Annotated in this window: 12 protein-coding genes; 9 read left to right on the top strand and 3 right to left on the bottom strand. The window is 71.2% G+C overall.

The features are described from left to right. The first annotated feature begins 131 nt into the window (after positions 1-131). Entirely contained in the window at positions 132-647 is a 516-nt protein-coding gene (locus ACWCYY_RS08615) for a hypothetical protein (protein ID WP_345282356.1), read from the top strand. An 11-nt stretch (positions 648-658) separates the two neighbouring features. Here ACWCYY_RS08615 and ACWCYY_RS08610 read toward each other — a convergent pair whose 3' ends face one another. From ACWCYY_RS08610 to ACWCYY_RS08600, 3 genes are all read right to left on the bottom strand, one after another. Next, entirely contained in the window at positions 659-2,179 is a 1,521-nt protein-coding gene (locus tag ACWCYY_RS08610) for a chitinase (protein WP_449795519.1), read from the bottom strand. A 98-nt stretch (positions 2,180-2,277) separates the two neighbouring features. After that, the gene (gene wecB / locus ACWCYY_RS08605) at positions 2,278-3,405 is read right to left on the bottom strand and encodes a non-hydrolyzing UDP-N-acetylglucosamine 2-epimerase (RefSeq protein WP_449795518.1); all 1,128 of its coding nucleotides are present in this window, start codon (positions 3,403-3,405) and stop codon (positions 2,278-2,280) included. A 28-nt stretch (positions 3,406-3,433) separates the two neighbouring features. Then, the gene (locus ACWCYY_RS08600) at positions 3,434-4,855 is read right to left on the bottom strand and encodes a glycosyltransferase family 2 protein (RefSeq protein WP_345282362.1); all 1,422 of its coding nucleotides are present in this window, start codon (positions 4,853-4,855) and stop codon (positions 3,434-3,436) included. Positions 4,856-5,008: 153 nt separating this feature from the next. On the opposite strand from ACWCYY_RS08600, the gene folC reads away from it, so the two are divergent. The 8 genes from folC (at position 5,009) to rodA (ending at position 13,729) form a co-directional block, all read left to right on the top strand. Further along, complete coding sequence (gene folC, locus ACWCYY_RS08595; protein ID WP_380149973.1) at positions 5,009-6,409, top strand: bifunctional tetrahydrofolate synthase/dihydrofolate synthase; 1,401 nt, start codon at positions 5,009-5,011, stop codon at positions 6,407-6,409. Position 6,410: 1 nt separating this feature from the next. Then, positions 6,411-6,743, top strand: coding sequence for a DUF4233 domain-containing protein (locus ACWCYY_RS08590; protein WP_345282363.1), 333 nt, complete (start codon positions 6,411-6,413; stop codon positions 6,741-6,743). A gap of 206 nt (positions 6,744-6,949) precedes the next feature. Next, positions 6,950-7,363 (top strand): nucleoside-diphosphate kinase, encoded by a 414-nt coding sequence (gene ndk / locus ACWCYY_RS08585; protein ID WP_345282364.1) that lies wholly within the window; start codon positions 6,950-6,952, stop codon positions 7,361-7,363. Between the two features lie 304 nt (positions 7,364-7,667). Next, entirely contained in the window at positions 7,668-8,693 is a 1,026-nt protein-coding gene (locus ACWCYY_RS08580; RefSeq protein WP_345282492.1) for a rod shape-determining protein, read from the top strand. A gap of 84 nt (positions 8,694-8,777) precedes the next feature. Continuing rightward, complete coding sequence (mreC, locus tag ACWCYY_RS08575) at positions 8,778-9,668, top strand: rod shape-determining protein MreC (protein WP_345282366.1); 891 nt, start codon at positions 8,778-8,780, stop codon at positions 9,666-9,668. Between the two features lie 2 nt (positions 9,669-9,670). Next, positions 9,671-10,312, top strand: a complete 642-nt coding sequence (mreD, locus tag ACWCYY_RS08570) for a rod shape-determining protein MreD (RefSeq protein WP_345282368.1) — start codon at positions 9,671-9,673, stop codon at positions 10,310-10,312. Between the two features lie 13 nt (positions 10,313-10,325). After that, positions 10,326-12,539 carry a penicillin-binding protein 2 gene (gene mrdA, locus ACWCYY_RS08565; protein ID WP_449795517.1) on the top strand — a complete coding sequence of 738 codons (2,214 nt, stop codon included), beginning with the start codon at positions 10,326-10,328 and terminating at the stop codon, positions 12,537-12,539. Beyond that, a complete protein-coding gene (gene rodA / locus ACWCYY_RS08560; protein ID WP_345282372.1) occupies positions 12,539-13,729 on the top strand; it encodes a rod shape-determining protein RodA in 1,191 nt (396 codons plus the stop codon). The genes mrdA and rodA overlap by 1 nt, the downstream gene beginning before the upstream one ends. Positions 13,730-13,735: the final 6 nt, after the last annotated feature.

Raw genomic sequence — 13,735 nt, 5'->3', positions numbered from 1 at the left:
GAATTCCTTAAATGGCGTAGGCCGATCGGGTCTGCTTGTTTTGCGCGCGGGTTAAGCGGTGTTTGCAGTTCGACTGTGTACGGTAAGTGGGTGTTCCGAGGCGAGGTAGTCGACTGACGGGAGGGCACGGCGTGGTGGTGACCAGGGAGTTGGCCGACGAATTGCCGACGGAGCAGGTGACCGAGGCGAAAGCCAGGGCGGCCACCCTCCTGCTCGCGTTCCGGCACGGCAACCAACTCGCCTTCGACCACGAGCTGGAGCTGCTGCTCGCGGAGAACGCCGAGGGCGAGGTGACCACCCTGCTGGCGTGGATCGCCGCCGAGGCGGTCCGCAAGGCGTACGCCCCGCAGGTGGCCGACCGGGTGCTCCGCGCGCTCGCCCGTCGGGCCCCCGAGGACACCTCCGAGGTCGACACCGAGGAGGAACTCGTCGGTGTGGCCGAGCTGTTGGAGGCGGTGGACGCCGGGGACGTGGTCACCGTCCGGGCCCTGGTGGCCGCCACTCCCGACACCACCTTCCTGCTCGGCGGGCTGCTCCAGGCGGTCGCGATGATGCTCCCCTTCCTGCCGGAGGGGGAGCTCACCGAGATCGTCACCGAGCTGCGGCACCGGCACGGGGCCCGGACGGGCATCCCGCGCCAGGGCTGACGCCGCCCCGGTTACGGCATCGCGTGCAGGTGGCCGCCGACGGTGGTGGCGATGCCGCCGCCCGCCTTGGCGTCCCAGTTGGTCGACCAGGTCATCGCGCCGCCGATGCCGGGCCACTTGGTGTCGGGCTTGAAGGTGCCGCAGTTGGTGCCGGCGGCCAGGCAGTCCAGCGCTGCGTTGACCACGCTCGGGCTGACGTAGCCGCCGCCCGCCGCGCTGGTCGAGGCCGGCACGCCGAGGCCCACCTGACGCGGCGCCAGGCCGCCCTTGAGCTGGATGCAGGCCAGCGCGGTGAGGAAGTTGACGGTGCCCTGCGAGTACACCTGGCCGTCGCAGCCGAGCATCGCGCCGGAGTTGTAGTACTGCATGTTGACGATGGTGAGGATGTCCTTCACGTTCAGCGCCAGCTTGAAGTACTCCGCGCCGGTGGACTGCATGTCGATGGTCTGCGGGGCCATGGTCAGCACGAAGCCGCTGCCGACCTTGCCGGCCAGCGAGTGCAGCGCCTGGCCCATGTAGGTGGCGCTCACCCCGTTCTCCAGGTCGATGTCGATCCCGTCGAAGCCGTACTCCTGGATCACCGCGGCGGCGGTGTTGGCGAAGGTGGTCGCGGAGGACGAACTGTTCACCGCCACCGTGCCGTTCTGGCCGCCGACCGAGACGATCACCTTCTTGCCGGCCGCCCGCTTGGCGGCGACGTCGGCCTTGAACTGCGCGGCGGTGTACCCGCCGAGCTTGCTCGACAGCGCCGGGTCGAGGGTGAAGGAGATGCCGCCCGGCGTGCCGGTGGCGTCGGCGAAGGAGACCGCGATGATGTCGTACGCGGCCGGCACGTCGCTGATCCGCTGGACGGTGGCGCCGTTGTCGAAGTTCTGCCAGTAGCCGGTCAGCAGGTGCTTGTTGGGCGGCTGCGAACCGCTGGGCGAGGGGCTGGGGCTGGGGCTGGCCGAGGTGCTGGGGCTCGCCGAGGTGCTCGGACTCGGGCTGGGGCTCTGGCTGACCGAGGTGGACGGGCTGGGCGAGGGGGTGCCCGGACCGACCAGTGAGATGTCGTCGGCGAGGTAGGCGCCCTGGCCGTACCAGCCGTGCAGGTAGACGGTGACCGAGGTGGTCGAGGCACCGGTGGTGAAGGTGGTGCTGAGCTTGGTCCAACTGGTCGAGTTGGTCCAGGTGCTGGGGTCGGTGGAGCCGGTGCCGGTGGCGCCGAGGTAGACGTACGGCCCGTTCACCCACGCGGTCAGCACGTAGGTGGAGGAGGGCTTGACCGCCACCCGTTGGGTGCACTGGGCGTTGTCGCCCGCCGAGGGGGTGGCCTTCAGGGCGTAACTGCCGCTGTGCGTCTGGCCGGTCGCACCCTGCCCCGCGGAGCAGCTCCACGGGGTGAGGTGGTCGCCGCTCTCCAGCCCGCCGTTGACGATCAGGTCCACGTCCGCCGCCCGGGCGCCCGGGGAGCTCAGCAGCAGGCCGATCACCGCGAGCGCCGTGGCGACCAGGGCGGTCAGGAGGATGTTCACCGTGCTTCTTGCGCGCATGCCATCTCCGTGTGGGGGAGTGAGGATGGTGCGGAGCAGTGCAGGGAGTGGTCACCGGTCTGGACCAGTGACGTGGGACACACGGTGGAGTAGACCACTCAGGCTGTCAAGGGCCCGGCCAGCGCCAGGGTGAGCCGGGCGATCCGCTCGCTGGCCAGGCCGTCGCCGTACGGGCTCGGGGTCGAGGCCAGCCGGGCCAGCCGCTCGGGGGTGTCGGCCAGCCAGGCGGCGGCCAGGGTGCCGAGCTCCGGGCCGGGCGGCACCAGGGCGGCGAAGCCCGCGTCCACCGCCTCCGGGCGCTCGGTGGAGCGGCGGACCACCAGCAGCGGCCGCTTGAGCACGGTGCACTCCTCCTGCACCCCGCCCGAGTCGGAGACCAGCAGCGCGGCGTGCCGGGCCAGGCCGAGGAAGTCCCCGTATCCGACCGGCTCGGTGACGGTCAGCCGGGCCAGCAGCGCCGCCAGGCCGAAGCGCTCCACGGCGGACCGGGTGCGCGGGTGCATCGGGAGGAGCACGGCGGTGCCGGCGGCGGCGATCCGGTCCAGCTCGGTGAGGACGGCGCCGAGCGCCTCGGCGGTGTCGGTGTTCTCCGGCCGGTGCACGGTGGCCAGCACGTAGGCGTCCTCGGTCAGGCCGTACCGGGCCAGCAGTGCGGCCCGCGCCGCGGCGTCCGGGAGCTGACGCTCCACCACCTCGACCACGGTGTTGCCGGTCAGCTCGATCGCCTCGCCGGTGACCGACTCGGCGCGCAGGTTGGCGGCGTTCTCCTCGGTGGCCGCGCAGAGCAGGTCGGCGATGTGGTCGACCATCACCCGGTTGTGCTCCTCCGGCATCGCGCGGTCGCGGCTGCGCAGCCCGGCCTCCACGTGCACCAGCGGGATGCCCAGCGCGTTGGCGGCCAGCGCCCCGGCCAGGGTGGCGTTGGTGTCGCCCTGCACCACCACGGCGCCCGGGCGCTCGGCGGTGAACGCGGTCTCCAGCTGGGCCAGCGCGGCGGCCACCTGGCCGGCCCGCGGGCGGCCGCCCACGCCGGAGAGCAACTCGGGCTCGGGCAGGTCGAGTTCGCGCAGGAACTGGCCGGACATGGCCTCGTCCCAGTGCTGCCCGGTGTGCACCAGGCGGGCCGTCGGTCCGAGCTCGTGGATCAGCGGGGCGAGCTTGACCAGCTCGGGGCGGGTGCCGAGGACGACGGCGATCCGGGCGGGGGAGGGAGAGCAGGTGGTCACGGTGGGGGTCCGTTCGGGATGGAGCCGGTCAGGCTTCGAGTGCGGTGGGGGCGCCGGCGGCGGTGCGTTCGGCGTTGCGCCGGGTCTTGGCCCAGCCGTTGCGGCCGAGCAGCAGCCGGACGGCGGCCCGGGTGGCCACCAGGAAGACGTGGTACGTGTACAGCCAGAGGCCGATGCCCCAGAGCAGCCCGGTCAGCCGGCTGCGGTCGGGGTACGCGGTGCGGCGGTAGGACAGGCCCCAGAGCACCAGCGGCAGGGCGGCGACCAGGAAGGCCAGCGCCATCCACGGGCCGAACCGCTCCTCGAAGGCCAGCGCGTCCGCCGGGTAGAAGACCCGGGTGGCCAGCGAGATGCCCAGCGAGACCGGGAAGAGCAGCACCAGCAGCACGGCGACCACCGGCTGCAGGAAGGTGTAGAGCACCTCGGCCTTGCCGGCGGGCCCGTAGTGCCGCGACCTGAGGACCCGCCAGGTGTAGCGCAGGCACTGCATGTTGCCCTGCGCCCAGCGGGTCCGCTGGGTGAGGAAGCGCCGGCCGGAGACCAGGCCCTCCTGGGAGACCCGGGTCTCGTGGACGTGCGTCAGCCGGTAGCCGGCCAGCCGCAGTTCGAGGCCGGACTCGTAGTCCTCCAGCAGTGCCCGCTCGGGCCACGGCGCCCGCTCGTCCCCGGCCAGCGCGTCCAGCGCGGAGAGCCGGACGAACTGGCCGTTCCCGCCGAGGCCGACGCTGCCGGTGCGGCGGCGCAGCAGCTGCATCCCGGCGTTGCTGGCCTGGAACTCGACGTCCTGCATCCGCACCAGGTAGCGGGCGAAGCCGTTGGCGATCCGGCCGCGGCCGGGCAGCGGGCGCTCGTCGTCGGCGTTGCGCATCCGGACGCCGATCTGCACCGCGCCGGTGTCCTGACGGCCCATCGCCTTGTCGGTGGCGACCATCGCCAGCGCCCCGTGCTCCAGCTCGCCGTCCGCGTCCACCACGCCGAGCACCACCCGCTCGTGGTCGGTGCCCTCCGGCAGCCAGGCGGTGATCTGCCGGTAGGCCGCGTTCAGCGCGGCGCCCTTGCCGATCCGGGCGTCCGGCCGGCGGCGCTGCACCAGGTGGATCCGCGGGTCCTGCCCGGCGGCCTCCAGCACCAGCTCCCGGGTGCGGTCCTCGCTGTCGTCGTCGACCACCCACAGGTGCGCCTCGGGCGCGCTGCGGCGCAGCCCGTCCAGGGTCTGCCGGACCACGGCCTCCTCGTCCCGGCAGGGGATCACCAGGTGCCACGCGAACGCCCCCGGGTCGCCCGGCTCGTCCGGGCGGTTGCGCCGGAAGGCGTGCGCGGAGCCGGCCCAGTAGAGCAGGAACCGGCCGAAGACCAGGACCATGTAGGCCAGCAGCACCAGGGAGAGGAGGTGGGCGGTCCACAGCACCTGGGCCTCGTGGGCGAGGAAGAAGGAGCGCAGGACGTCCAAAGGTGGGCTCCAAACGGATGATCGACTATGAATCCATGGTGATCATCATTGGCCGCCATAGTTTTCCACTGTAACCATCAACTTTGCTAAATGTTTGCAAGGTGACCGGCCTCACCCGCTCCGAGCTCCGTGTGGGCTCCGTACACTGTCCGCGTGAGCGACAAGGCCCCGCAGAACCCGTACACGATCCGCCCCGGCAACCCGGACGCCGCCGACCACCACGGCGAGCTGCGCGAGATCGAGACCGCCCTCTCCAAGCGCTGGCCGGAGAACAAGATCGAGCCCTCGCTCGACCGGATGCGGGCGCTGATGGACATCCTCGGGCAGCCCCAGCGGGCCTATCCGGCGATCCACATCACCGGGACCAACGGCAAGACCTCCACCGCCCGGATGATCGAGCAGCTGCTCAACACCTTCGAGCTGCGCACCGGCCGCTACACCAGCCCGCACGTCGAGTCGGTGACCGAGCGGATCAGCCTGGACGGCGCGCCGATCAGCGTCGACAAGTTCATCGAGACCTACCGGGACATCGAGCCCTACGTCGAGATGGTCGACCAGCAGCAGCCCATCGCGATGTCCTTCTTCGAGGTGCTCACCGGCATGGCCTACGCGGCCTTCGCGGACGCCCCGATCGACGTCGCGGTGGTCGAGGTCGGCATGGGCGGCACCTGGGACGCCACCAACGTCATCGACGCCGCCGTCTCCGTCATCACCCCCATCGGCCTGGACCACACCGACCGCCTCGGCAACACCACCGGCGAGATCGGCACCCAGAAGGCCGGCATCATCAAGACCGGCGGCCTGGCCGTGGTCTCCCAGCAGCCGCTGGACGCCGCCGAGGCGATCCTGCGCCGCGCCGTCGAGGTGGACGCCACCGTGGCCCGCGAGGGCATGGAGTTCGGCGTGATCCGCCGTGAGGTGGCCGTCGGCGGGCAGATGGTGACGATCCGTGGGATCGGCGGCGCCGAGTACGAGGACATCTTCATTCCGCTGCACGGCGCCTACCAGGCCCACAACGCGGCGCTCGCGCTCTGCGCGGTCGAGGCCTTCTTCGGCGTCGGCGGCAAGTCCGGCGGCGACCGGCTCGACATCGACAAGGTCCGCCAGGGCTTCTCCGGCGTCTCCTCGCCCGGCCGCCTGGAGGTCATCCGGCGCAGCCCCACCGTCATCCTGGACGCCGCGCACAACCCGCACGGCGCGCAGGCCAGCGTCGAGGCGATCCGCGAGTCCTTCGGCTTCTCCAAGCTGGTCGGCGTCATCGCCACCAGCGGCGACAAGGACGCCTCCGGCTTCCTGGAGGCCTTCGAGCCGATCCTGGCCGAGGTGGTCATCACCGAGAACTCCACCCACCGCGCCACCCCCGTCGACCAGCTCGCCGCGATCGCGGTGGAGATCTTCGGCGAGGACCGGGTCCGGGTCGAGCCCCGGCTCGACGACGCGATCGAGGCGGCGATCACGGCGGCCGAGGAGGAGGACCTCGGCGGCGCCGGCGTCATCGTCACCGGCTCGGTGATCACCATCGGCGAGGCCCGCATCCTGCTCGGGAGGAAGTGACGTGCGGACCCTCTGCTCCTCCACCCTGATCGGCGAGGCACTGCTGATCATGTTCGCGGCGCTGGTCGCGATGCAGCTCTCCGACGTCGGGACGGGCACCGTCTGGGCGGTGAGCGGGGTCGCGATGCTGCTCTGCGTGCTGCTCTGCGGAGCGATCACCCGCCCCGGCGCGGTGGCGGTCGGCTGGGCCCTGCAGATCGGACTGATCCTCAGCGGCTTCATCCTCCCCACCATGTTCGGCCTCGGCGTCGTCTTCGCCGGCCTCTGGTGGTGCTCGGTCCACTACGGCCGCAAGATCGACGAGATCAAGGCGGCCCGCGCCGCTGCCGCGTAGCTTGCCGGTGGGCGGGGAACGCACGTGGTGATGCCGGGGGCGCGAGGAACTGCGCGGGTCGGAAGGCGGCACACCTGCAACTGACTCACCGTCAGCCAGTTGCAGGTGCTGCTGTTCCCCTGCGCGCAGTTCCCCGCGCCCCCGGCGCGCCGTTCACGCAAGGTAGTGTTCCCGGTGACCGACGCCTAGTCCCCAGGAGCCGTACCGTGTCCCAGCGCACTCTCGTCCTGCTCAAGCCCGACGCCGTCAAGCGCGGCCTGGCCGGCGAGATCATCAGCCGGATCGAGCGCAAGGCCGGCTGGCGGCTCGCCGCCGTCGAGCTGCGGACCTTCGACCGCGCGACGCTGGAGGAGCACTACGCCGAGCACGTCGGCCGCCCCTTCTACGAGCCGCTGCTGGAGTTCATGACCTCGGGCCCGTCCATCGCCCTGATCGTCCAGGGCGAGAACGTGATCCCGGGCGTCCGGGCCCTCGCCGGCGCGACCGACCCGCTGCAGGCCGGCCCCGGCACCATCCGCGGTGACTTCGCCACCATCACCCGCGAGAACCTGATCCACGCCTCCGACTCCGAGGCCTCGGCCGAGCGCGAGATCAAGATCTTCTTCCCGTCCCACGCCTGACGGACGGTCATCACCCGACCGGTCCCGGCCCCCTCGGGACCGGTCGGGTGAATATCGGCGTTTGATCCTCATATACGGAACTCGGAGCCCCGACACGGCGTCCCAATCCTCGGAGATGCCGTCGGGCCGCCGGAGAATGGGCGGCATCCCGTACCTCGCAGTCCGAGCAGTCCGTGACGACCGGCGTGGCTACGATGGAGCACAATTCGCGGGCCCGGTACGGCCGTCGGCCGTCACCCACCCCCATCTCCCCGCCATCTGCATCCGAGCTCGGGAAGGCACCACACACCCCATGGGCAACAACCTGTCGTTCATCGGCCGTGACATGGCGATCGACCTCGGCACGGCCAACACGCTGGTTTACGTCCGGGGCAAGGGAATCGTGCTCAACGAGCCCTCGGTGGTCGCGGTGAACACCAACACCGGCGGCATCCTCGCGGTGGGCTCCGAGGCGAAGAAGATGATCGGCCGCACGCCGGGCAACATCGTCGCCATCCGCCCGCTGAAGGACGGCGTGATCGCCGACTTCGAGATCACCGAGCGGATGCTGCGGTACTTCATCCTGAAGATCCACCGCCGCCGCTACCTGGCCCGCCCGCGCGTCGTGGTCTGCGTGCCCTCCGGCATCACCGGAGTGGAGCGCCGCGCCGTGATCGAGGCCAGCGCCCAGGCCGGCGCGCGCCAGGTGCACATCATCGAGGAGCCGATGGCGGCCGCGATCGGCGCCGGGCTCCCGGTGCACGAGGCCACCGGCAACATGGTGGTGGACATCGGCGGCGGCACCACCGAGGTCGCGGTGATCTCGCTCGGCGGGATCGTCACCGCGCAGTCCATCCGGGTGGCCGGGGACGAGCTGGACAACGCGATCGTCCAGCACATCAAGAAGGAGTACAGCCTCCTGCTGGGCGAGCGCTCCGCCGAGCAGATCAAGATGAGCATCGGCTCCGCCTTCGCCCTCGAAGGGGAGAAGGACGAGCACGCCGAGATCCGCGGCCGCGACCTGGTCAGCGGGCTGCCGAAGACCGTGGTGATCTCCGCGGCCGAGGTGCGCGAGGCGATCGACGAGCCGGTCAACTCCATCATCGACGCGGTGAAGACCACCCTGGACCAGTGCCCGCCGGAGCTGGCGGGCGACGTGATGGACCGCGGCATCGTGCTCACCGGCGGCGGTGCCCTGCTGCGCGGCATGGACGAGCGGCTGCGCCGGGAGACCGGCATGCCGATCCACATCGCCGAGAACCCGCTGGACTCGGTCGCGCTCGGCTCCGGCAAGTGCGTCGAGGAGTTCGAGGCGCTCCAGCAGGTACTCGACGCCCAGCCCCGTCGTTAAGCATCCGAACAGACAAGTCAACTGAGGGGCCCTCAGCCGTCCACAGCGGCCGGGGGCCCGGCACCGAAGGGCAGCTCCCGCACCGTGAGGGACACACGAGAGAGCCGACTACTGCTCGTCCTGCTGGTGGCGGTCGCGTTCGCGCTGATCACCGTGGACATCAAGGGCGGCGAGGGCTCTCCGCTCAGCGGTGCCCGGCGGTTCGCGGCGAGCGCGCTCGGCCCGGTCGAGCGGGCGGCCGCCGGTGCCGTCGACCCGGTCGCGGGCACCGTCCGCGCCGTCCGGGACGCCGGCACCCACCAGGCCCGGCTGGACCAGATCACCCGGGAGAACACCGAGCTGCGCCAGCGGGTCGCCTCCTCGGACACCGCCTCGGGCCGCACCAAGCAGCTGGACGAGCTGCTGCGCACCGCGGGCAACGGCGGATACACCGTCAAGGCCGCCCAGGTGATCGCGATCGGCGCGGCCCAGGCCTTCTCCTGGACCATCACCATCGACGCCGGCAGCGACGACGGCCTCACCCGGGACATGACCGTGATCAACGGCCAGGGCCTGGTCGGCCGGATCACCACCATCGCGCCGACCACCGCCACCGTGCTGCTCGCCTCGGACCCCGGCTTCAGCGCCGGCACCCGGCTGGAGGGCAGCGGCGAGATCGGCTTCGCCAACGGCCAGGGCACCGGCCCGATGAAGGTCTCGCTGCTCAACGGCAAGGCCCAGGTCAAGCCGGGGGACCGGCTGGTCACCTTCGGCTCGCAGAGCGGCCGCCCGTTCGTGCCCGGCGTCCCGGTCGGCAAGGTGGTCGAGGTCGAGGCCACCCCCGGCCAGCTCACCAAGACCGTGCTGGTCGAGCCGTACGTGCAGTTCACCCGCCTCGACCTGGTCGGCGTGGTGGTCGTCCCGCCGCGCACCGACCCGCGCGACGCCGTCCTGCCGCCGGCCCAGCCCGCCAACCCGACCGCAGGGGGGAACTGACCATGCGGATCAACCGGATCGTGCTTCCCGCCGTCCTGCTGATGCTGGCCCTGGTGGTCCAGGTCAGCGTGCTCGGACGGCTCCAACTGCCCGGTGCCACACCGGACCTGATGCTCCTGGTGGTGGTCGGCCTCGCCCTGGTCTACGGCCCGACCAGCGGCAGCGTGATCGGCTTCGCGGCCGGTCTGCTGGCCGACCTGGCCCCGCCGTCCGACCACGCCGTCGGCCGCTACGCCCTGGTGCTCTGCCTGCTCGGCTACGCGGCCGGCCTGCTCCGCCCCGAGGGCAGCCGCCAGCGCTCGGCGCTCAGCGCGCTGCTGGTGGTCGCGGTCGCCGCGGTCGCCTCCACCCTGCTGTACGCGATGGTCGGCGCCCTGGTCGGCGACACCGCCGCCCGGCACGTCGGCCTCACCGGCCTGGTGTTCAGCGCGCTGCTCTACGACGTGCTGCTGGCCCCCTTCGTGGTGCCCGCCGTGATGGCCTTGGCCCGCCGCTTCGACGGCGCCCCGGTGATCACCGAGTCCGAGGACGGCAACAGCTCGGGCCTGGGCACCCTCTCCCGCTACAAGACCACCCGGGAGGTCTCCGCACTGCCGGGCTACGGCAAGAAGCGGCGGATCCCCGGCCTCGCCAAGCGCCCGTGAGGAGCGACCACCCGTGACCAACATCCCGGAGACCGGCCGCACCCCGCGGGTGACGATCCGTCTGATCGTGCTCCAGGTCCTGGTGCTGTCCCTGCTCGCCACCCTCGGCGGGCGGCTCTGGTACCTCCAGATCCGCACCGGCAAGGAGTACACCGAGAAGGCGGCCGGCAACCACATCCGCGAGGTGGTCGAGCCGACCGTCCGCGGCGAGATCCTGGACGCCTCCGGCCGCATCCTGGCCGGCAACGAGGCCAAGCTGGTGGTCTCGGTCAGCCGTACCGAGCTGCTCCAGCAGAAGGACCGCGGCAAGGCCGTGCTGGCCCGGCTCGCGGACGTGCTCGGCATGCCCGCCAAGGACGTCCAGGACAAGGTCCGGCTCTGCGACGCCAAGACGCCGCAGCCGTGCTGGAACGGCTCGCCGTACCAGCCGATCCCGGTCACCAAGGCGGCCACCACCCAGCAGGCGATGCAGATAATGGAACGCCGCGAGGACTTCCCCGGCGTCACCGCCCAGCCCACCTCGCTGCGCCGCTACACCGGCGCCGAGGGCGCCAACCTGGCCCAGGTGCTCGGCTACCTCTCGCCCGTCACCGACGACGAGGTGCAGAAGACCAAGGACAAGCCCGGCCGGGAGCGCCGCCTGCCCGTCGACCAGATCGGCCGGGCCGGCCTGGAGTCCGTCTACGACAACGACCTGCGCGGCACCACCGGCATCGACCGGCTGGAGGTGGACAACCTCGGCCGGGTGATCGGCAGCGCCGGCAAGACCCCGGCCCAGCCCGGCAACAACCTGGTGACCTCGATCGACGCCCGGGTGCAGAAGGCCGTCGAGGACAACCTCGCCCAGGCCATGGTCGACGCCCGCAAGGTGGTCGACAAGGACACCCACCGCAACTACGAGGCCGACTCGGGCGCGGCCGTGGTGATGGACGTGCACACGGGCCGGATCGTCGCCATGGCCAGTGCCCCGACCTACGACCCCAACCTCTGGGTCGGCGGCATCGCCGGCAAGGACTACCAGGCCCTCACCAGCAAGGAGTCCAACTACCCGCTGCTGAACCGGGCCATACAGGGTCAGTCCGCCCCCGGCTCCACCTTCAAGGTGGTCTCCACCGCGGCAGCCGCCCAGGCCGGCTACTCGCTCAGCGGCAACTACGCCTGCCCCAGCTCGCTGACCTTCGGCGGCCGCGAGTTCAAGAACTTCGAGAGCAAGGGCTACGGCTCGATCAGCCTGGCCCGCGCCCTGGAGGTCTCCTGCGACACGGTCTTCTACGGCCTGGCCTACGACCAGTGGATGGCCGACGGCGGGATCAAGCCGAAGAAGGACGCCAAGGACTGGTTCTACAAGACCGCCAAGCAGTTCGGCCTCGGCGCCAAGACCGGCATCGACCTGCCCAGCGAGGCGGCCGGCCGGATCCCGGACCGCCAGTGGAAGCAGGAGTACTACGACGCCAACAAGGACGCCTGGTGCAAGCAGGCGCAGTCCGGCGGCAACGACTACGGCACCCTGGTGGCCAAGGAGAACTGCGCCGACGGCTACCAGATGCGCGCCGGTGACGCGGTCAACTACTCCATCGGCCAGGGCGACACCCTGGTGACGCCGCTCCAGATGGCCCGGATCTACGCCGCGCTGTCCAACGGCGGCACGCTCTACCGGCCGACCGTGGCCAAGGCCGTGGTCGCCCCGGACGGCACCCTGGTCCGGGAGATCGCCCCGCACGAGGACGGGAAGATCCCCACCGACGCCCGCACCCTGCAGTACATCGACGAGGCCACCAAGGGCGTCGTCGAGCAGGGCTCCGCCGCCTGGAAGTTCACCGGCGCGGGCTGGCCGCAGGGCAAGATCGAGCTGCACGCCAAGACCGGCACCGCCGAGGTCTTCGGCAAGCAGACCACCTCCTACCTGACCACCTACAGCCGCGACTACGCGGTGGTCATGACGATGAGTCAGGCCGGTACCGGCTCCGGCGCCTCCGGTGACGCCGTCCGCCGCATCTACCAGGCCATCTACGGCGTGGACGACAAGGGCAACATCGACACCGGCAAGGCCCTGCTCACCAAGCCGCAGGGCGAGCTGCCCAAGTTCAACCCGGACGGCACCGCCGTGAAGCCGGTCTCCTTCGAGCCCGGTGCGACCTTCCTCGACCCGGCGCCGAAGACCCCGCCGACGGTGCCCCTGATGCTCGCCCTCCCCGCACTGGAGCCGACCGTCCGGAGGACCCGCTGATGACCTCCTACAGCTCCTACGGGTTCCCGCCGCGGCGCGGCGCGGTCGGCAAGGCGCTGGCCAAGGACTCCCCGCTGCGGCGGCTGGACTGGCTGATGATCCTGGCCGCGCTGGTGCTCTCGCTGGGCTCCTCGCTGCTGATCTGGTCGGCGACCCGGGGCCGCGACTCGCTGACCCACGGGGACCCGCAGTACTTCCTCTACCGCCACCTCACCAACCTGGCGATCGGTCTCGGCCTGTTCGTGGTGGTGGTGTTGATAGGGAGTCGGCGCCTGCGCACCGCCGTGCCCTTCGTCTACGTGATCACCCTGCTGATGCTGATGGCCGTGCTCACCCCGCTCGGCTCCACCATCAACGGCGCCAAGGCCTGGATCCAGTTCGGCGGCGGCTTCTCCATCCAGCCCGCCGAGTTCGCCAAGCTGGCGATCGTGCTGGTGATGGCCCTGGTGCTGTCCGCCCAGGTCGACGCGGGGGAGCGGGCCTTCCCCTCGGACCGCTCGGTGCTGATGGCGCTCGGCCTGGCGGCCGTCCCGATGGCGGTCGTCATGCTGATGCCGGACCTCGGCTCGGTGATGGTGATGGGCGTCGCGATCATGGGCATCCTGCTGGCCTCCGGCGCCGCCAACAAGTGGGTCTTCGGACTGATCACCGCCGGCGTCGGCGGGGCGGTGGCGATCTGGCAGCTCGGCGTGCTGAGCAAGTACCAGATCGACCGCTTCGCCGCCTTCGCCAACCCCGCGCTCGACCCGGCCGGTGTGGGCTACAACACCGCCCAGGCCCGGATCGCGATCGGCTCCGGCGGTCTGACCGGGATGGGCCTGTTCAAGGGCACCCAGACCACCGGCCAGTTCGTCCCCGAGCAGCAGACCGACTTCGTCTTCACGGTGGCCGGCGAGGAGCTCGGCTTCGTCGGCGCGCTCGGGCTGATCCTGCTGCTCGGCGTGGTGCTCTGGCGGGCCTGCAAGATCGCCCGGCAGGCCACCGACCTGTTCGGCACGATCGTGTCGGCCGGCGTGATCACCTGGCTGGCCTTCCAGGCCTTCGAGAACATCGGGATGAACCTCGGCATCATGCCGGTGGCGGGCATCCCGCTGCCGTTCGTCTCCTACGGCGGCTCCTCGATGTTCGCGGTCTGGATCGGCGTCGGCCTGCTCCAGTGCGTCCGCACCCAGCGGCCGATAGGGATCTGACCGACT

The sequence above is a fragment of the Kitasatospora sp. NPDC001664 genome (assembly GCF_053596675.1).
The sequence above is the reverse complement of the archived record's forward strand: the minus strand, read 5'-3'. Positions and strand labels throughout refer to the sequence as shown.

Coding starts and splice junctions, on each gene's coding strand:
- ACWCYY_RS08610 (WP_449795519.1), bottom strand. CDS start 2,179: ATGCGCGCAAGAAGCACGGTGAACATCCTCCTGACCGCCCTGGTCGCC.
- rodA (WP_345282372.1), top strand. CDS start 12,539: ATGACCTCCTACAGCTCCTACGGGTTCCCGCCGCGGCGCGGCGCGGTC.
- mreD (WP_345282368.1), top strand. CDS start 9,671: ATGCGGATCAACCGGATCGTGCTTCCCGCCGTCCTGCTGATGCTGGCC.